The organism is Pseudomonas sp. UMAB-08 (genome assembly GCF_900095225.1).
Lineage (GTDB): Bacteria > Pseudomonadota > Gammaproteobacteria > Pseudomonadales > Pseudomonadaceae > Aquipseudomonas.
On record NZ_LT607419.1, the window covers coordinates 313,386 to 332,823 of the forward strand.

The window sequence follows — 19,438 nt, forward strand, 5'->3', positions numbered from 1 at the left end:
CGTCAGGCGAATGTGAATTCGCCTAATTGATACTCAAGCGGTTACGCAAACCTCGCAGGCCATAACTCACCCACGGCCACAACAACGCACTGACCAGCGCAGGCAACACCAGCGCAAGCGTCGGCTGACGATTGCCGGTCAACGCGCTGAGCCAGAGCTGAGCCAACTGCGCCAGACCGAAAATCACCAGAATCACCAGGCTTTGTTGCCACATCGGGAACATGCGCAAGCGCTGCTGCAACGACAACACAAGGAAGGTAATCAGGGTCAGGATCAGCGCGTTCTGCCCCAGCAAGGTGCCGTACAGCACGTCCTCGGCCAGACCGAGCAGCCAGGCGGTGGTCATGCCGATTTTGTGCGGCAACGCCAATGCCCAGAAAGCCAACAGCAGTGCCAGCCATAGCGGGCGAAAGATTTCCATGAACTGCGGCAGTGGTGAAACACTCAGCAGCAAACCGACCGCGAAAGTGAACCAGACCACCCAGCCGTTTTTTGCACGGGCGAGATTAACCATTATTGCCTCTCCCGAGGGGTAGCAGGCGCGGCGGCCGGTGGCTTGGACGTAGCGGGCTTGGCGACCGGTTTCGACACTGCGGTTGCAGGTGAACGAGTGGCAGTCGCTGCGGGTGCAGGTGTCGCAGGCACACGGGACGGCACAGCGGACGCAGGATTTGCGTGCGTAGTCGCCGGGGTCGTCGGCGCAGCAGCAGGTGCATGGGCTGCGGCAGGATTGGCTGGGGTTGCGGCAGGGTCGGCTGCCTGCCGATCGATCGCTTCCTGGGCTTGCGCGGCGTCAGCGGCGCGCTGCTCGGGCGAGCGGCTATCACTGAACACCAGCAACAGGTAACGGCTGCGATTCAGCGCAGCGGTCGGCACCGCACGCACGATGGCGAACGGCTGACCGGAGTCATGAATCACTTCTTTGACCGTCGCCACCGGATAACCTGCCGGGAAGCGCTGACCGAGGCCGGAACTCACCAGCAAATCGCCTTCCTTGATATCAGCGGTGTCGGCAACGTGGCGTAATTCCAGACGTTCCGGGTTGCCGGTGCCGCTGGCAATGGCACGCAGGCCGTTGCGATTGACCTGCACAGGAATGCTGTGGGTGGTGTCCGTCAGCAGCAGAACCCGCGAGGTGTAGGGCATCAGTTCGACCACCTGCCCCATCAAGCCACGGGCATCGAGTACCGGCTGACCAAGGACTACACCATCGTGCTCGCCTTTGTTGATGATAATGCGATGCGTGAAGGGGTTGGGGTCCATGCCGATCAACTCGGCCACTTCGACCTTTTCATTGACCAGTGCGGAAGAGTTGAGCAACTCGCGCAGACGTACGTTCTGCTCGGTCAAGGCCGCCAGTTTTTGCAGGCGCCCTTGCAGGAGCAAGGCTTCAGTCTTGAGTTTTTCGTTTTCGGCGATCAGCTCGGTACGACTGCCGAACTGGCTGGCGACACCCTGGTACAGGCGCTGTGGTAGATCAGCGATCCAGTACGACTGCATCAACACCAGTGACATCTGACTGCGAACGGGCTTGAGCACCGTGAAGCGGGCATCCACCACCATCAGCGCAACCGACAACACCACCAGCACCAACAGGCGCACGCCCAGAGAGGGACCTTTTGCAAAAAGCGGTTTAATAGGCCGCTCCTCCCAGGCATGTTTTTGCTGGATTGAGCTTCATCGGGTTGTGCTTATTCGGCATGGAACCGGCCTGGACGCAGATTGAGAAGTTGGACACCAAATGTTGGCGTCAGCCCAACGCATACAGGTAGCACTGCTGAGTGCTACCTGTAAACGGGGCCGCATGGAGAGTCGTCCGGCGAACTTATTCGCTGGAGAGCAGATCCATGGTGTGCTTATCCATCATTTCCAGGGCGCGACCACCGCCACGAGCAACGCAGGTCAGCGGGTCTTCAGCAACGATCACCGGCAAACCGGTTTCCTGAGCCAGCAGTTTGTCCAGGTCACGCAGCAACGCGCCACCGCCGGTCAGTACCAGACCGCGCTCGGCGATATCGGAAGCCAGTTCTGGCGGCGATTGTTCCAGGGCGCTTTTTACCGCCTGAACGATAGTCGCCAAGGACTCCTGCAGTGCTTCAAGCACTTCGTTGGAGTTCAGGGTGAAGGCACGTGGAACGCCTTCGGCCAGGTTACGACCACGTACGTCGACTTCACGTACTTCGCCGCCCGGGTAGGCCGTACCGATTTCCTGCTTGATACGCTCTGCAGTCGATTCGCCGATCAGGCTGCCGTAGTTACGACGCACATAGGTGATGATCGCTTCGTCGAAACGGTCGCCGCCCACACGTACGGACTCGGCATACACCACACCGTTGAGGGAGATCAGCGCGATTTCAGTGGTACCACCACCGATATCGACCACCATCGAACCGCGAGCTTCTTCAACCGGCAGGCCTGCACCGATTGCCGCAGCCATTGGCTCTTCGATCAGAAATACTTCGCGTGCACCGGCACCCAGGGCTGATTCACGGATCGCCCGGCGCTCCACCTGAGTGGATTTGCACGGTACGCAGATCAGCACACGAGGGCTGGGCTGCAGAAAGCTGTTTTCGTGAACTTTGTTGATGAAGTACTGCAGCATTTTTTCACACACGCTGAAATCGGCAATAACGCCGTCTTTCATTGGGCGAATAGCTGCAATGTTGCCTGGAGTCCGGCCCAGCATACGCTTGGCCTCCATCCCGACAGCAACGACGCTCTTCTGGTTGCCGTGGGTGCGAATGGCCACAACCGACGGTTCATTCAGAACGATACCGCGCTCACGCACGTAAATAAGGGTGTTGGCAGTGCCCAGGTCGATAGACAGATCGCTGGAAAACATGCCACGCAGTTTCTTGAACATGGGAAAGGGACCCTAGGCAACGCGTGGGTAAAAAAGTGCGGCAAACTCTAACAACGACAGGGATTTTGGGCAAGGAGCCAATATGTTAAATTGGCTGTTTTTCCGAGCACGACCCTAGACGTTCGCGGCCTTATGACCGTAGAAATGCGATAGTGTTCCGACAATCTACCACACGGATGACATCCGTTTGCCTTCCACTGGAGAATCCCATGGCGCTTGAACGCTCCGACGTGGAAAAAATCGCTCATTTGGCTCGACTGGGCCTCAATGACGCCGATATCCCGCGTACTACCGAAGCACTTAATAGTATCCTTGAACTGGTCAGCCAGATGCAGGCCGTCGATACCAGCGGTATAGAGCCCCTTGCGCACCCGCTGGAGGCCTCTCAACGTCTGCGCGCGGACGTCGTGACAGAGCGAAATAATCGCGAGACTTACCAAGCCATCGCACCAGCGGTCGAAAAAGGCCTGTATCTGGTTCCGAAAGTCATCGAGTAAGGGAAAGAGCCTGCAATGCATCAATTGACTCTGGCCGAGATCGCCCGCGGACTCGCCGACAAAAAGTTTTCTTCCGAAGAATTGACCCGGGTTCTGCTGGCGCGTATAGCCCAGCTCGACCCGCAGCTCAATAGCTTCATCACGCAGACCGAAGTGCTGGCGATCAGCCAGGCGCAAGCCGCCGATGCCCGTCGCGCAGCCGGTGAGAACGGCCCTCTGCTGGGCGTGCCACTGGCGCATAAAGACCTGTTTTGCACTGAAGGCGTACGCACCAGCTGCGGCTCGAAGATGCTCGACAACTTCACATCGCCGTACGACGCGACCGTTGTTGCCAAGCTCGCGGCTGCCGGCACTGTCACGCTGGGCAAGACCAACATGGACGAATTCGCCATGGGTTCTGCCAATGAATCGAGCTACTACGGCCCGGTGAAAAACCCGTGGAACCTCGAATACGTTCCCGGCGGTTCGTCCGGTGGTTCGGCAGCAGCCGTTGCCGCTCGTCTGATACCTGCTGCAACGGGCACTGACACCGGCGGATCGATTCGCCAACCGGCAGCACTGACCAACCTCACCGGCCTGAAACCGACGTACGGTCGCGTTTCGCGCTGGGGCATGATCGCTTATGCCTCCAGCCTCGATCAGGCAGGCCCGCTGGCTCGTAACGCGGAAGACTGCGCCCTGCTCCTGCAAGGCATGGCCGGTTTCGATCCAAAGGACTCGACCAGCATCGACGAGCCTGTGCCGGATTACTCCGCCAGCCTCAATGCCTCGCTGCAAGGCCTGCGCATCGGCATCCCGAAAGAATACTTCGGCGCGGGTCTCGACCCGCGCATCGCCGAGCTGGTGCTTGAAAGCGTCAAGGAGCTGGAAAAGCTCGGTGCCGTGGTCAAGGAAGTCAGCCTGCCGAACCTGCAACACGGGATCCCGGCCTATTACGTGATCGCCCCGGCGGAAGCATCCTCCAACCTCTCGCGCTTCGACGGCGTGCGGTTTGGCTATCGCTGCGAAGACCCGAAAGACCTGACCGATCTGTACAAGCGCTCACGCGCCGAAGGCTTCGGCCCGGAAGTTCAGCGGCGGATCCTGGTCGGTGCTTACGCACTGTCGGCCGGTTACTACGACGCTTATTACCTGCAAGCGCAGAAAATTCGACGCCTGATCAAGAACGACTTCATGAGCGCGTTTGCTGAAGTCGACGTGATCCTCGGCCCGACCACGCCTAACCCGGCCTGGAAAATCGGCGCCAAGAACAACGACCCGATTTCTGCCTATCTGGAAGATTTCTACACCATTACCGCCAACCTCGCGGGCTTGCCGGGCTTGTCCATGCCTGCCGGTTTCGTCGAGGGCCTGCCGGTCGGCGTGCAACTGCTCGCCCCGTATTTCCAGGAAGGCCGCCTGCTCAACGTCGCGCATCAGTACCAGCAAGTCACTGACTGGCACACCCGCGCCCCCCAGGGATTTTGAAAGCTGCTGCGCTCGGTAATACTGCGTTGAAAACTGGCCCGCAATGCTCATTGACTACAGTCAACTCCGCTTGCTCGCCAGTTTCCGCCTTGTCTTACCGTCGCTCGCTACACTTTCAAATCTCCCTGGCATTTTTTGAGGAATGAACATGCAATGGGAAGTTGTGATCGGGCTGGAGATTCATACCCAGCTCGCCACCCAATCGAAGATTTTCTCCGGCAGCAGCACCACGTTCGGCTCTGAGCCCAACACCCAGGCCAGCCTGATCGACCTGGGCATGCCAGGCGTGTTGCCGGTGCTGAACGAAGAAGCGGTGCGCATGGCGGTCAAGTTCGGTCTGGCGATTGATGCCGAGATCGGTCAGCACAACGTATTCTCGCGCAAGAACTACTTCTACCCGGACTTGCCCAAGGGCTACCAGATCAGCCAGATGGAATTGCCGATCGTCGGCAAGGGCCACCTGGACATCACGCTGGAAGACGGCACGGTTAAACGGGTAGGCATTACCCGCGCGCACCTGGAAGAAGATGCGGGCAAAAGCCTGCATGAAGACTTCAGCGGCATGACCGGGATCGACCTCAACCGCGCGGGCACGCCCTTGCTGGAAATCGTGTCCGAGCCGGACATGCGTACCGCCAAGGAAGCCGTGGCTTACGTCAAGGCGATCCACGCGCTGGTTCGTTACCTGGGCATCTGCGATGGCAACATGGCCGAAGGTTCGCTGCGCTGCGACTGTAACGTCTCGATCCGGCCAATGGGCCAGGTCGAATACGGCACGCGTTGCGAGATCAAGAACGTCAACTCGTTCCGCTTCATCGAGAAGGCGATCAACACCGAAGTGCAACGCCAGATCGAGCTGATCGAAGACGGCGGCCGGGTCATCCAGCAAACCCGCCTGTACGACCCGAGCAAAGACGAAACCCGCTCCATGCGCAGCAAGGAAGAAGCCAACGACTACCGTTACTTCCCCGATCCAGACCTGCTGCCCGTGGTGATCGAGGACGCGTTCCTGGTTGAGGTGCGCGCCACCCTGCCTGAACTGCCGCCGCAAAAGCGCGAACGCTTCCAGGCGCAATTCGGTCTGTCGGCCTATGACGCGAGCGTGCTGGCGTCGAGCCGCGAGCAAGCCGATTACTTCGAAAAAGTAGTCAGCATCGGCGGCGACGCCAAGCTGGCGGCCAACTGGGTCATGGTCGAACTGGGCAGCCTGTTGAACAAACTGGGCCTGGAAATCGAGCAGGCACCGGTCAGTGCTGAGCAGTTGGGCGGCATGTTGCTGCGCATTACCGACAACACCATCTCCGGCAAAATCGCCAAAATGGTGTTCGAGGCCATGGCCAACGGTGAAGGCAGCGCTGACGAGGTTATTGCCCAACGCGGCCTGAAACAAGTCACTGACAGCGGCGCCATTGAGTCGATGCTGGACGAGATGCTGGCCGCCAACGCCGAACAGGTCGAACAGTACCGCGCCGCGGATGAAGCCAAACGCGGCAAAATGTTCGGTTTCTTCGTCGGTCAGGCAATGAAGGTATCCAAGGGCAAAGCCAACCCACAACAAGTGAACGAGTTGCTCAAAAGCAAGCTCGAAGGCTGATACATCGGCCCCGACAGGAACTGACGTGTCTGCTAAGCGTCAGTTCCTGTATCAGGGGGTTTGTGTCGATCCCAAATCTGCTCAACATGAAGGACCCAAATCCATGTGGCGGCTCTTCAGCGCTTGTGCACTGCTTACTCTCCTGGCCGGTTGCGCCAGCCATGACATCGACCCACGCGGTTACAACGAAGTCGGTGGCGCCAGCTATTACGGCGCCAAACATCAAGGCAAACGTACCGCCAGTGGTGAACGCTTCGATCAAAACGCCCTGACCGCCGCCCATCGCGAACTGCCTTTCGGCACGCGGGTATTGGTCACCGACCTGGACAACGACAAGACCGTCGTAGTGCGCATCAACGACCGTGGCCCGCATACCCGGGGCCGCTTGATTGATTTGTCACGCAAAGCCGCTGCACAACTGGGTATGCTGCACAGCGGTGTAACGCGGGTGCGCGTGCAAACCTTGAGCGACTGAAGGGTGATCTGAATTCTCGAGCTATCGACGCTTCCGCTGCCAAGCCTGCTTCAGCTGTTTGGTGGCTTGCTCCTGCTGGTGATCGGTGCCGAGCTGTCGGTACGCGCCGCCGTGCGCCTGGCCGCCAGCCTTAAGGTCCGCCCGCTCATCATTGGCCTGACCGTGGTCGCACTGGGCAGCAGCGCCCCGCAGATGGCGGTCAGCCTGCAAGCGGCCTTTTCCGACAGCCCCGACATCGCCGTGGGCAGCGTGATCGGCAGCAATATCTTCAACATCCTGGTCACCCTGGGGTTCTCGGCGCTGATCATTCCGCTGCGGGTGGCCAGGCAACTGGTGCGCGTGGATATTCCGCTGATGATCGGCGCCAGCCTGCTGGTCTTCGGCCTCTCATACAATGGCCAACTCAGCGCGCTGGACGGCTCGATCCTGCTGGTTGCCCTTTTTATCTATCTGTTGATCCTGCTGCGCCGATCCGCGCAAGGCGGTCGCCACAGTCATCTGCAGAACAGTGCCCCGACAGAGGCACTTCCCACGAAAGCTCCGTGGCTCAGCAGTCTGGCGCTAATGGCCTGTGGTCTGGTCTTGCTGGTGATCGGCGGACGTTTACTGGTGGAAGCCGCCGTGGTGATCGCCCAGAATCTGGGCCTCTCCGAACGGATCATCGGACTCACCGTGATCGCCGTCAGCACCTCGCTACCGGCACTGACCACCTCGCTGATCGCCGCGTGGCGTGGCGAGCGGGACATTGCCGCCGGCAACGTGATCGGCAGTAATCTGTTCAACCTGCTGGGGGTCCTCGGCCTGACCGCCTTGATCGCGCCGACCCCATTATCGGTATCGCCCAACGCGCTGGATTTCGATATACCGGTCATGCTGGCCGTCGCGGCGCTCTGCTTGCCGGTGTTCTATTCAGGTCTGCGGGTAACCCGTGCCGAAGGCTTGCTGCTCCTGGCCCTGTATGGCGCCTATGGGCTGCATATCATTTCGTTCACCACCGGCATGCCGCTGGCTGACACCCTTGAAAAACTGATGATTCATTTCGTGCTACCCCTGCTTGCCGCCTTGCTTGCGTTCAGCACGGTTCGAGCCTGGCGGCGCCAACATTGAGGAGATTGCCATGACTGACAGCAATAACAACGGCGTAAACATGCGCCGCCAGGTAATGGGTGATGCGTTCGTCGACCGGGCGCTGAACAACGCCACCGACTTCACCCAACCGTTGCAGGATTTCGTCAACGAACATGCGTGGGGCAGCGTCTGGAACCGTGAAGGTCTGCCGCTGAAAACCCGCAGCCTGATCACCCTCGCCGCCCTCACCGCGCTCAAATGCCCGCAAGAACTCAAAGGCCATGTGCGCGGCGCGTTGAACAACGGCTGTACTGTCGAAGAAATTCGCGAAGCGCTGCTGCATTGCGCGGTGTATGCCGGCGTACCGGCGGCGATCGATGCGTTTCGCGCGGCGCAGGAAGTGATCGACACCTACCAAAAAGCGGACTAGATCCAACCGCCCCATTGCAGAATGAAAATGCCGAGGTTAGTCGTCACCGCCGCCGCCAGGGTGGTGATGACGATGATCGCCGCAGCCAGCTCATGATTGCCATTGGCCGCGCGCGCCATGACAAAGCTGGCCGCAGCGGTCGGGCTGCCGAAGTACAGGAACAGAATCCCCAGCTCCGCCCCGCGAAAACCGCACAGCCAGGCACCCAAGGTACAGAACACTGGCAGCCAGACCATCTTCACCAGACTGGCGCTGACCGCCATGTCACCACTCTTGCGCAATGCCGCCAGCGACAAGGTGCCGCCAATGCAGATCAATGCCAACGGCAAAGTCATCTGCGCCAAGTACTTGCCGGACGTTTCCAGCCAACCCGGTAAGCCAATAGTGAAATAGGCAAAAGGCGCGGCAGCCAGCACGCTGATGATCAAGGGGTTGCACAGGATGCTTTTGAACACACTCCACGGGTCGGACTTGATCACCGGGCTATAGACCGCCAACACGATGGTCGACAGCGTGTTGTAAAACAGGATCACCAGCGCAGCGAGAATCGCCCCCAGGGAAATGCCATAGTCGCCGTACATGCTGGCAGCCAGGGCCAGGCCGATGACGCCATTGTTCCCGCGAAAGGCGCCCTGGGTATAAATCCCGCGATCTTCGTGCGGACAACGCCAGATCGCCCACCCCCAGGACAAGGCAAAACTCAGCAACGTCGCCACGACAAAATAAGCGAGCAGCCTGGGCTGAAAGGCCGCATGCAGATCCGCATGAATAATGCCGAGAAACAACAGCGCAGGCATGGTGACGTTGAACACCAGCGCGGAGGCTGTGTGGATAAAACTGTCGTTGATCCAGCCCACCCGCTTGAGCAACACGCCCAGAAACAGCATGGCAAACACGGGCGCGGTGATGTTCAGGGTTTCAAAAAATATACCCAGCATGCGGTTAAAACCCTGACCTGTCGTTAGGTGGCTAATGATAGGCCAGCCAGGGTTCTAAAGCCGCAGGGAATTTGCGTTTTGTAGGAGCGCGCTTGCCCGCGATGGAGCGCGAAGCGGTCCAAAAACGCTGAATACGGTTCTCTCTGGTAGAGTCGAGCGCGCTGATTTACGACTGCTACGGTCATCGCGGGCAAGCGCGCTCCTACAGTTTGAACTGCACGACAGCGGTGCATTGAAGATGGGGCGGAATCTCCCACATGAAATCGACAACCCGTCAGACCACCGGCACCCCTTCCATTTCCACCCCTTCCGGCCGTTTCAAAACCGCATACGCCACGCCCGTCAGTAAACTCCCTGCGACGATGGCGACTAAATACAGCAGCGCATGGTTGATCGCGTTGGGGATCAGCATGACAAACAGGCCACCGTGAGGCGCCATCAGTTTGCAGCCGAAAAACATCGACAAGGCACCGGTCAGCGCGCCGCCAGCGACACTCGCCGGAATCACCCGCAGCGGGTCCTTGGCCGCGAAAGGTATCGCGCCTTCGGAGATGAAGCACAACCCCAACACCAGCGCAGCTTTGCCAGCTTCGCGTTCACTCTGTGCAAACTTGTGCCGCGCGATGAAGCTGGCGATCCCCATGCCAATCGGCGGCACCATGCCCGCCGCCATCGCGGCGGCCATCGGGGCATAACTCTGCGACGCCAACAACCCGACCGAGAACGCGTAAGACGCCTTGTTGATCGGCCCGCCCAGGTCGACGCACATCATCGCGCCGAGCAACACACCGAGCAGGATCGCGTTGGTCGTGCCCATGCTGTCGAGGAAATGCGTCAAGGCCTCGAGCATGCCCGCCACCGGCTTGCCGACCACGTAGATCATCACCAGCCCGGTGAACAGACTCGACAGCAGCGGGATGATCAAAATCGGCTTGAGCGCCTCGACACTGGCCGGCAGGCGCGCATAACGATTGATCGCCCACGCGCTGTAACCGGCCAGGAAACCGGCGATGATCCCGCCAATAAAACCGGCACCCAGGGTGCTGGCGAGCAACCCGCCGATCATCCCCGGTGCCAGGCCTGGACGGTCGGCGATGGAATAGGCGATGTAACCGGCGAGCAACGGCACCATCAGTTTGAACGCAGCGTCTCCGCCGATCTGCATCAGCGCAGCGGCCAGGGTGCCCTGTTCCTTGAACGCGGTAATGCCGAAAACGAACGACAGCGCAATCAATAAGCCCCCCGCCACCACCATCGGCAGCATGAACGATACGCCGGTCAGCAGGTGCTTATAGACCCCGGTTTTCTCTTGCCTCGGGGCGACTTGACCGGCGGCGGCCGAGGACTCCACCTGCCCTTCAGCCAAGGCTTTTTTCAGCGTGGCCTCAGCCTGTTTGAGGGCAATGCCGGTGCCGCAACGATAAATGCGCTTACCGGCGAAACGCTCGGTGTTGACCTCGATGTCCGCCGCCAGCAACACCACGTCGGCCTCGGCAATGGCTTGGGCACTGAGTGGGTTACGCGCGCCGACCGAACCCTGGGTTTCGACCTGCAGATCGTAGCCGAGGCGCTTGGCCGCTTGCTGGATGGCTTCGGCGGCCATAAAGGTATGAGCAACCCCGGTCGGGCAAGCAGTGACCGCGACCAGCTTTGGCTGCGCGCCAGTGCTGGCGACCGTTTGCACTGGCGCCACTTGCGGGGCGACATAGACCGTCGCCTGCTCGGCTGCCGTGCGCAAAAAGCTTTCGACATCCTGCAACGCTTGGGCCGGTGACGTCTGGAACAGACGCTTGCCGACAAACCGGCTCAGGTCCAGCGGACCGGTATTGACGACCAATACCCAATCCGCCGCCGCCACGGCCTCGGGCGATAAACGATTGCCAGGCGTGTGCGGATCATGGATTTCAACGTTGGTGCTCCAACCCTGACGCTGCGCTGCCGCGTCCAGCAACCGTGCGCTGAGCACGCTGCTGACCTTGCCGTTCGGGCAGGCCGTAACAATGGCTAACTTCATCACAATCCCTCTTATTGTTCTGTCAGGGCGCGCACGCTGACGCCTTTTTCCAGCAGCTTCAGGTGTGCGACATCGCTGATGCCAAAGCCAATCTGTGTCACCGCCATCGCCGCAATGGCGGTGGCCGTGCGCAAAATCTGTTGCGGCGGATGGCCGCTGAGCAACCCGTGAACCATCCCGGCCAATAGCGAATCACCGGCACCCACGGTGCTGGCAACCACCACCTTGGGCGGCAAGGCTTGCAGGGCCACACCGGTACTGAACCAGTGCACACCTTCCGAGCCTTGGGAGATCACCACATGTTCGACGCCCTGCGCCCGCAAGCGGCTCGCCACCTCGGCCTGCGCCGCGATGGAAATGATCGGCGCATCCAGGGCGTCGGCCAGCTCTTCGGTGTTGGGTTTGATCAGCCACGGGCCCGCCGACAATCCAACCCGCAGTGCGATGCCGCTGGTATCCAGCGCCACTTTCAAGCCCAGTGCTTTGAGGCGCAGTAGCAGCGCGTGCAACCATTCAGGACTGACGCCACGGGGCAAACTGCCGGCCACCACCACCACGTCGAAGTCGGGAGCGATCTGCTCAAGACGGGCCATCAACGCCTGCTGCGCCTCTTCGCTGACGAGCGGACCTGGGCCATTCAGATCGGTAATGCGTCCACTGCTTTCCGCCAGCTTGATGTTGCTGCGGGTTTCCCCGGCCACGCGAATGAACTCGTCGACGAACTGTCGATGCGCAAACAGCGATTCGAACGCCTGCTGGTTATCGACACCCAGAAAGCCCGCCACCGTCAGGTCATGCCCGAGGTCAGCCAGCACTTGGGCAACATTCAGGCCCTTGCCTGCCGCATGGCTGAGCATGGCGTTGCTGCGATTGACCTGGCCGACCTGCAACTGATCCAGCTGCACGGTCAAGTCCAGCGCCGGGTTCAGGGTCAGGGTGAGAATTTTCGCCATTACATGACCTCCATGAACATGGCTTCCACCATTGTGCGCACTTCGCCAGCAGTCCCCAGGGTCAGCGCCTGCTGCGCCAACTGCTGCGTCGTACTCAGGTTCCACTCGCGCACGCAGGCCTTGACCTCGCCAATGCTGCGCGCGCCGACACTCAGCTCATCCACGCCCAGGCCGACCAGGATCGGCACCGCCAACGGGTCCGCCGCCAGCTCGCCACACACGCCCACCCATTTGCCATGGGCGTGGGCGGCCCGCACGGTGATATCGATCAATTGCAAGACGGCCGGGTGCAAGCCATCGGCCTGCCCCGACAACGTCGGATGACCCCGGTCGATGGCCAGGGTGTATTGGGTCAAGTCATTGGTGCCCACGCTGAAGAAGTCCACCTCACGGGCCAGCACCGGGGCCAAGAGTGCCGCCGACGGCACCTCGATCATGATGCCCAGCTGCAAATCTGCGACCGGGATCTCTTCGCGTAACCGCAACGTCATGTCCCGCGCCTGGCGCCATTCTTCGACGGTGCCAACCATGGGAAACATGATTCGCAGCGGGCGATTGTCTGCTGCGCGCAACAAAGCGCGTAGCTGGCTTTCCATGATGTGCGGGCGTTGCAAGGTCAGACGAATCCCGCGCACGCCGAGGAAAGGGTTTTCCTCTTTATCGATCGGCCAGTATGGCAGGGGCTTGTCGCCGCCGACGTCCAGGGTCCGAACGACCAAAGGCCGCCCGGCGAGCGCATCAAGCACACGGCGGTATTCGACTTCTTGGGTCGCTTCGTCCGGCGCCTGGGTGTGGGCCATGAAAATCAGTTCGGTGCGCAACAGGCCAATGCCCTCGGCCCCTTGCTCGACCGCAATGGCCGTACTCGCGCTGTCGCCTATATTGGCGAACACCTCCACGGCATGCCCGTCCCGGGTCAACGCAGGCTCCAGACGCAACGCCGCCGCAGCCTGCAAACGTTGGTCGCGGGTGTCACGTTCTTGCGTGGCGCGCTGCAAGGCCGTCGAATCCGGTGCGACACTCAGGCGTCCCCGTTGACCATCCAGCAGCAGCAACGTGCCCGGTTTGATCAGCAAGACCGCATCACCCGCCCCTACCAGCGCCGGAATGCCCAAGGCGCGGGCGACAATCGCACTGTGCGCCGTCGCGCCGCCCCGGGCTGTCAGAATGCCCGCCACTCGAGCCGGGTCCAGGCGTGCCACGTCCGACGGGCCCACTTCCTCCATCACCAGAATGTAGGGTTGTTCAGGCTCGACCAGGGTCTCGACACCACACAGCTGAGCCAGTACCCGTCGTCCTATGTCACGCAGATCTGCGGCGCGCTCGGCCAGCAGGGCATCCTGCAACAGCTCCTGTTGCCGTGCGGCGGCGTCAATCACGCCAATCCAGGCCGCTTCCGCGCTTTCGCCCTGCTCCAGGCGGCTGCCGACTTCATCGGTCAGGCCTGGGTCATCGAGCATTTCCTGGTGGGTGGTGAAAATCTCGCGAATGGCTTTCGCCTGGCTGCGCTGGATCAGCCCTTCAAGATCCTGGCGGACCTCAGCCAGCGCCCGCTGCAAACGCTCACGCTCGACAGCGAAGGACTCTCCGCGCAGCGGATAATCGAAGGTCTGCGGCACCTGAATGTGCGCCGGCCCCATGGCGATACCGGGGGCGGCTGCGATGGCCTGAATCAGGCTACCTTCGGCGGGCGCAACCAGACTTGGCCCCCATGCGTCGACCTCCAGCACGGTGGTGATGACAACATCAACCTCAACGGCCGGAGCTTCCTGTGGCAACGCCTCGACGTCTTCGCCAAGACCTTCTCGTACGGCGGCGAGTATCGCGGGCAAGGCATCGGCGGCGATGCTCGGTTCAGCAATAAACTCCAGCACCTGACCGCGGCGCGCCCCCAGGCTGAGCAGCTTGCTCAGGCTCTTGACCGAGACGGCGGCTTCATCGCTGTCGACGATGCGCACCCGAATCTCGCCTTCAAAACCTTTAGCCAATTGCGCGAGGTTCTTCGCCGGGCGTGCATGCAAGCCATGAGCGTTAGCCAGCGCAATACGCTCACTCGGCCAATCCTGCGGCAGTTCGCCCCCCAATACCGCGAGCACCGCACGGCTGCTGGTGGCGTGGCCCAATTCGTGGCCACGGCCTTCGATCAGCAGCGCGCATAAACGCTCAAGCAATGCCTGATGGGCCTCGCCCAGGCTGGCGAGACAGAACAAACCATTGAGTGGCTGACCCAGAAAGCGAATCGGTTTATCAGGCGTGACAAACGCCAGCCCCGGACGCTTGACCGTCTGCTCGCTGTGCAGCCACCACAAACCGTCGCCTAGAGGCAGCGCTTCAACCTGTTGCAGCACCGCCGCGAAGCCATTACTGACGCAATCAGCCTTGCGCAACAGCCGCGCGCCACGCCATACCAGCTCTTCAAAGTCATCCGCCGACACGCCGAGGCTGATCATCTGCGCATCGAGCGCCAACTCCTGTGGCGCACCCTGAAGTAATTTCAGCAACGCCTCGGGGCTCTTCGCCCGACGCAACGCTTCGCCCAGATCGGTTTCGCCCAATGCACGCGTGAGCAATTGCAGCAAACGCAGATGCTCGTCGGATTTGGCGGCTATACCTATGGCCAGATAAACCATCTGCCCGTCGCCCCAGTCCACGCCCTCGGGGAACTGCAGCAAGCGCACGCCGGTGGCGAAGACCAGGTCACGGGTTTCGGGAGTACCGTGAGGAATGGCGATGCCCTGGCCCAGAAAGGTCGAGCCTTGCGCTTCGCGGCCCTGCAAACCCTCAAGGTAGCCCTCGGCAACCAGTCCATCGGCAACCAGCTTGCCGGCAAGCAGGTGCAATGCGGCGGACTTATCCACAGCCGTCTGGGCCATGGATATTTGCTCTACGGTGAGTTCGAGCATGCCTTTCTCCTTTGTAGCGCCGTTGGGCGCTTGCTTCTTGTTTTAGGAACCGATGAACAAGAACTGGGTGAATTGAACGACAGCTTAGGCGATGAAGGGATAACTGTCTGACAGTCCTGTGTTGTAGATTACGGCAGAAAAATTGTCTTGCTGAATCGTTTAATCTATCAAGTCAGGCACGTTACTCGATAATCTGCTGTCGTTGAAGTCCAACCGTCAGATGGTGGGCGGAAGTTTTTTCAAGGCACCCCTGAAAAAGCTGGGGGGCTTTATGAGGGGTGATGACCTCGTGAGCGAATAAATTCGCGAAAGCGCCCTACCAGACGCAAAACATTCACCAGGCAATATAGAATTTCCACACAGATCGGCGCGCACACAAACAACGAAAGGAATTCTCGGTTTGAAACTCACTGATATTGCCCGTCTGGCCGGTGTTTCCGTTACGACCGCCAGCTATGTGATCAACGGCAAGGCCGAACAGCAGCGCATCAGCAGCGCTACGGTCGAGCGCGTGCGCAAAGTGGTCGAGGAACATGACTTCCGCCCCAACCCGCAGGCCGCCGGTTTGCGCAGCCGCCACACCCGCACCCTCGGCTTTATCCTGCCGGACCTGGAAAACCCCAGCTACGCCTGCATCGCCAAAGCGCTGGAGCAAGGCGCCCGCGCCTACGGCTATCAACTGCTGATCGCCAGCTCCGATGATGCGCCTGCCAGCGAGCTGCAATTGTTACAGCTGTTTCGCGCCCGGCGCTGCGATGCCCTGTTCGTCGCCAGCTGCCTGCCAGACAGCAATGACAGCTACCGCGAACTGCAGAAAGCCGGATTGCCGATCATCGCCATCGACCGGGAAATGGACGCCACGCACTTTTGCTCAGTGGTCAGTGACGACCATGAGGCCAGCCTGCAACTTACGCGCAGCCTGCTCAAGCCGCTGCCACGACACATTGCGCTGATCGGTGCGCGTCCTGAGCTCAGTATCAGCCGCGCCCGCGCCTCGGGCTTTCAACACGCGCTCGAAGGCTTCAAGGGCGCGGTGATGCTCGAACAGGGCGAGGCCTTCAGCCGTGCCTGTGGTCTGCGCCTGGCCGGCGACTTGCTCGAACGGCTCGGGTATTTACCCGATGCGTTGGTCACCACTTCATATGTGCTGTTGCAGGGTGTTTTCGACCTGCTGCAACACCACGCGCTCAACCCCGCACACTTGCACTTGGGCACGTTCGGCGACACGCAGTTGCTGGATTTTTTACCCCTGCCGGTCAACGCTATGGCCCAGCAGCATCACCTGATCGCCGAGAAAGCACTGGCCCTGGCGCTGGCGGCCATCGAGAAAGATGACTACCAACCCGGCGTCCATGCCATCGCGCGGACATTCAAGCAGCGGATTCACGAGGCCTGAGCATGACGCTGATCGACACCCACACCCACCTGGATTTCCCGGATTTCGACGCGGATCGCCAGACGGTCCTGGCCAATTGTCGGGCCACGGGTGTGCAACGGTTGGTGGTGCTGGGCGTGTATCAGCGCAATTGGCAACGCGTGTGGGACCTGGTGCAAAGCGATGCAGGACTGTACGCCGCGTTCGGCCTGCATCCTGTGTACATCGATGAACATCGTCCCGAGCACCTGACGGAGCTGGGCGACTGGCTGACACGCCTGAAGGGCCATCGACACGTTTGCGCAGTCGGTGAAATCGGCCTGGATTATTACCTCGAAACCCTGGACCGCGAGCGCCAGCAAGCCCTTTTCGAGGCGCAACTGCAACTGGCGGACGACTTCAAACTGCCCGCCCTGCTGCATGTGCGGCGCAGCCATGCACAGGTGATTGCCACGCTCAAACGCTACAAATTGCAACGTAGCGGGATCATCCACGCCTTTGCCGGCAGTCGGGAAGAGGCACGGGAATACATCAAGTTGGGGTTCAAGCTTGGCCTGGGCGGTGCCGCGACCTGGCCGCAAGCACTGCGCATGCACCGGGTCATCGCCGACCTGCCGCTGGACAGTGTGGTGCTGGAAACCGACGCGCCGGACATGCCCCCATCGATGTACCCGAACCAGCGCAACAGCCCGGAGCACCTGCCCGATATTTGCCGGGTGGTCGCGGAATTGATGGGCGTGCGCGCCGACGAACTGGCCGACGCCAGCACCCGTAATGCGTGCGAATTGTTCAACTGGGAATCAGCGGCGACTCCCGTTGCTGGCTGAATACCCTCAGACCCGAAACGCGCTGATCAGCTGTTTCAACTCCACCACCTGCGCGGACAGTTGACGGCTGGCGTGCTCAGTCTGATTCGCGCCCTCAGCCGTACGCTCGCCAGCGCGATTGATCTCGACGATGTTTCGATCAATGTCGTGGGCGACCGCCGTCTGCTGCTCAACGGCTGTCGCAATCTGCTGGTTCTGATCGACGATCATGCCCACCGCGCCAAGGATATTTTCCAGCGCCCGCTGGACCTTTTCCGATTGGCCCACCGTGCCGTTGGCCACCTCATGACTGACGCCCATGGCCTTGACGGCCGCGCCCACGCCACCTTGCAACCTGGCGATCATTTGTTCAATTTCTTCGGTGGACTGTTGGGTGCGTTTGGCGAGGGTGCGCACCTCATCGGCGACCACCGCAAACCCTCGACCTTGCTCACCCGCACGCGCAGCCTCGATGGCAGCGTTGAGCGCCAGCAGGTTGGTTTGTTCTGCAATGCTTTTGATCACGTCCAGCACACGGCTGATCGACGCGCTGTCATTGGCCAGCTGATTGATCACCAGCACCGACTGATCAATCTCACTGGCGAGCCGGGCAATGCTGCCCTGCTGTGATTCGACCAGGCCACGGCCACTCACCGTTTCCTGATTGACACTGTGCGCACTGCTCACCGCCGCTGCCGCACTGCGCGCGACTTCCAGCGCGGTCGCCGACATCTGATTCATCGCGGTGGCAACCTGCTCGATCTGGCTGCGCTGCCCCGCCACTGCCTGATTACTGACCGCCGATACCGACTCTACCTGGCTGGCCTGACGCTCGACCTCGACAACGGTTTGGCCCACCCGCTCGATCAGGTCATGAATTTTCATCACGGTGCCATTAAATACCATGCCCAGTTCGCCCAACTCGTCGCGGCTATCAGCCTTGAAACTGGCGGTCATGTCGCCCGCAGCGACTTTGTCCATCACGGCACCCAGTCGTTTCAACGTCGTCCGGGTCGACGCATAGAAACCGCCGTACAGGTAAAAGATCAGGAAAAAGACCACGGCCAGCGCGGTCACCAGCAACATCATGTGCGAGCGGTTCTGCACCAGTCGCCCTTGCAGTTCCTGATTGAGAAACCCCAGGGTGGCATCATTCAGTTGATAGGTTTGCGCCATCAGCCCGGTGGTGTGCTGATAGAATTTCTGCCACGGCATATCCAGCGTATCGGCCGAGACCACCTGTTCTTCGAACAGCTCACTGCTTTGTTTGAGTGTTCCCAGGCTGGCCTTGGCCAACGCCTCAAGTGCCTTGCGCACGGCAGGACTGGCGTCCAGGGCATCTTGCAGTTTCAAACCGTAATCGGCCTGAAGTTTTTCCAGATTCTGCAACAGCTCATCGAAGCGGGTACTCGCCGATGAATTAAGCACGCCCTGGCCCAACGAATACGAGCCCATGGCGCGACCGTCGCCAATCATCTGCGTCACCATCGGGGTCACACTGGTGACCAGCTCGATCAGTTGCCGCACATCGCTGCTGTCGTCCTGGCTGAGTCCAGCCTGGCTGGCAATGACTTTGCTGAAGGTCTGAGCCTTGTTCAGCAGTTTTTCCATCAAGGCGCTTTTGTTTTGCAACGACGACTCGCCCTGCTGCGCCTTGAAGTCAGCGATCAGTTCGTCCCGTTTAGTGTTGAACGCAGCGACCTGAACGACGTCTGTCGTCAGCGGCGTCAGGCTTTGCAAGGTGTTGAGCAGCGTGGCTTCCAGGGCGCTGATCTGCGCCTCGAGTTCCGCGGCTTGCACGGACTGGCCAAGAATGGCGTTGATCTCGACCAGATCGGTCAGGGTTTCCAGGTCCCGGCGCAGGGACAGACTGGTCCCCAGCAACTCAAGGCTTTCCAGCTCGGTACGGGTACCGACCAGCTCGTGATACGCATCACGCACCAGATAAAAATTGGTGACCAGCATGGGCAGGAAAAACAGGATGCTGATGAGGGTGAACTTCATCGCGAAGCTCAGACGGTTCATCAACGCGATTGCCGGGTACAAAAGGCTCTT

The 19,438-nt window shown here is 60.4% G+C and carries 16 protein-coding genes and 1 pseudogene; 8 read left to right on the top strand and 9 right to left on the bottom strand.

Annotated features, from left to right (window positions below; genetic code table 11):
- Positions 1-22: 22 nt before the first annotated feature.
- The 3 genes from mreD to mreB all read right to left on the bottom strand — a co-directional run bounded on the left by mreD (position 23) and on the right by mreB (position 2,863).
- The gene (gene mreD, locus K0F75_RS13270; protein ID WP_219062313.1) at positions 23-514 is read right to left on the bottom strand and encodes a rod shape-determining protein MreD; all 492 of its coding nucleotides are present in this window, start codon (positions 512-514) and stop codon (positions 23-25) included.
- On the bottom strand, positions 514-1,590 hold the full coding sequence (mreC, locus tag K0F75_RS13275) for a rod shape-determining protein MreC (RefSeq protein WP_374028647.1): 1,077 nt from the start codon (positions 1,588-1,590) through the stop codon (positions 514-516). The genes mreD and mreC overlap by 1 nt, the downstream gene beginning before the upstream one ends.
- 235 nt (positions 1,591-1,825) lie before the next feature.
- Entirely contained in the window at positions 1,826-2,863 is a 1,038-nt protein-coding gene (gene mreB, locus K0F75_RS13280) for a rod shape-determining protein MreB (protein ID WP_020292894.1), read from the bottom strand.
- A 209-nt stretch (positions 2,864-3,072) separates the two neighbouring features.
- Between mreB and gatC the strand changes: the two genes are divergently transcribed.
- The 6 genes from gatC to K0F75_RS13310 all read left to right on the top strand — a co-directional run bounded on the left by gatC (position 3,073) and on the right by K0F75_RS13310 (position 8,394).
- Positions 3,073-3,360 carry an Asp-tRNA(Asn)/Glu-tRNA(Gln) amidotransferase subunit GatC gene (gene gatC / locus K0F75_RS13285; RefSeq protein WP_219062314.1) on the top strand — a complete coding sequence of 96 codons (288 nt, stop codon included), beginning with the start codon at positions 3,073-3,075 and terminating at the stop codon, positions 3,358-3,360.
- Between the two features lie 15 nt (positions 3,361-3,375).
- Positions 3,376-4,827 (top strand): Asp-tRNA(Asn)/Glu-tRNA(Gln) amidotransferase subunit GatA, encoded by a 1,452-nt coding sequence (gene gatA, locus K0F75_RS13290; protein ID WP_219062315.1) that lies wholly within the window; start codon positions 3,376-3,378, stop codon positions 4,825-4,827.
- Positions 4,828-4,975: 148 nt separating this feature from the next.
- A complete protein-coding gene (gene gatB / locus K0F75_RS13295) occupies positions 4,976-6,421 on the top strand; it encodes an Asp-tRNA(Asn)/Glu-tRNA(Gln) amidotransferase subunit GatB (RefSeq protein WP_219062316.1) in 1,446 nt (481 codons plus the stop codon).
- Positions 6,422-6,524: 103 nt separating this feature from the next.
- Positions 6,525-6,896 (top strand): septal ring lytic transglycosylase RlpA family protein, encoded by a 372-nt coding sequence (locus tag K0F75_RS13300; RefSeq protein WP_219062317.1) that lies wholly within the window; start codon positions 6,525-6,527, stop codon positions 6,894-6,896.
- A 45-nt stretch (positions 6,897-6,941) separates the two neighbouring features.
- Positions 6,942-8,003, top strand: a complete 1,062-nt coding sequence (locus K0F75_RS13305) for a calcium/sodium antiporter (RefSeq protein ID WP_219062364.1) — start codon at positions 6,942-6,944, stop codon at positions 8,001-8,003.
- Between the two features lie 10 nt (positions 8,004-8,013).
- Positions 8,014-8,394: a carboxymuconolactone decarboxylase family protein gene (locus K0F75_RS13310; protein ID WP_219062318.1), complete on the top strand. Its 381-nt coding sequence runs from the start codon at positions 8,014-8,016 to the stop codon at positions 8,392-8,394.
- Here K0F75_RS13310 and K0F75_RS13315 read toward each other — a convergent pair.
- From K0F75_RS13315 to ptsP, 4 genes are all read right to left on the bottom strand, one after another.
- Complete coding sequence (locus K0F75_RS13315) at positions 8,391-9,332, bottom strand: AEC family transporter (protein WP_219062319.1); 942 nt, start codon at positions 9,330-9,332, stop codon at positions 8,391-8,393. The two genes, K0F75_RS13310 and K0F75_RS13315, sit on opposite strands and share 4 nt — an antisense overlap.
- 274 nt (positions 9,333-9,606) lie before the next feature.
- Complete coding sequence (locus tag K0F75_RS13320; RefSeq protein WP_219062320.1) at positions 9,607-11,346, bottom strand: PTS fructose-like transporter subunit IIB; 1,740 nt, start codon at positions 11,344-11,346, stop codon at positions 9,607-9,609.
- Between the two features lie 11 nt (positions 11,347-11,357).
- A complete protein-coding gene (gene pfkB, locus K0F75_RS13325; protein ID WP_219062321.1) occupies positions 11,358-12,299 on the bottom strand; it encodes a 1-phosphofructokinase in 942 nt (313 codons plus the stop codon).
- The gene (ptsP, locus tag K0F75_RS13330; protein ID WP_219062322.1) at positions 12,299-15,202 is read right to left on the bottom strand and encodes a phosphoenolpyruvate--protein phosphotransferase; all 2,904 of its coding nucleotides are present in this window, start codon (positions 15,200-15,202) and stop codon (positions 12,299-12,301) included. Before ptsP ends, pfkB begins: the two co-directional genes overlap by 1 nt.
- Positions 15,203-15,602: 400 nt before the next feature.
- Here ptsP and cra point away from each other — a divergent pair, with 400 nt between their 5' ends.
- Entirely contained in the window at positions 15,603-16,598 is a 996-nt protein-coding gene (gene cra, locus K0F75_RS13335) for a catabolite repressor/activator (RefSeq protein WP_219062323.1), read from the top strand.
- 2 nt (positions 16,599-16,600) lie between these two features.
- The gene (locus K0F75_RS13340; protein ID WP_219062324.1) at positions 16,601-17,404 is read left to right on the top strand and encodes a TatD family hydrolase; all 804 of its coding nucleotides are present in this window, start codon (positions 16,601-16,603) and stop codon (positions 17,402-17,404) included.
- Between the two features lie 6 nt (positions 17,405-17,410).
- Here the strand turns inward: K0F75_RS13340 and K0F75_RS26265 are convergent, their stop codons facing one another.
- Positions 17,411-18,340, bottom strand: a complete 930-nt coding sequence (locus tag K0F75_RS26265) for a methyl-accepting chemotaxis protein (protein ID WP_374028648.1) — start codon at positions 18,338-18,340, stop codon at positions 17,411-17,413.
- Positions 18,317-19,408, bottom strand: a pseudogene (locus tag K0F75_RS26270) (methyl-accepting chemotaxis protein); the annotation flags it as partial. The pseudogene K0F75_RS26270 and the gene K0F75_RS26265, both read right to left, overlap by 24 nt.
- Positions 19,409-19,438 lie beyond the last annotated feature (30 nt).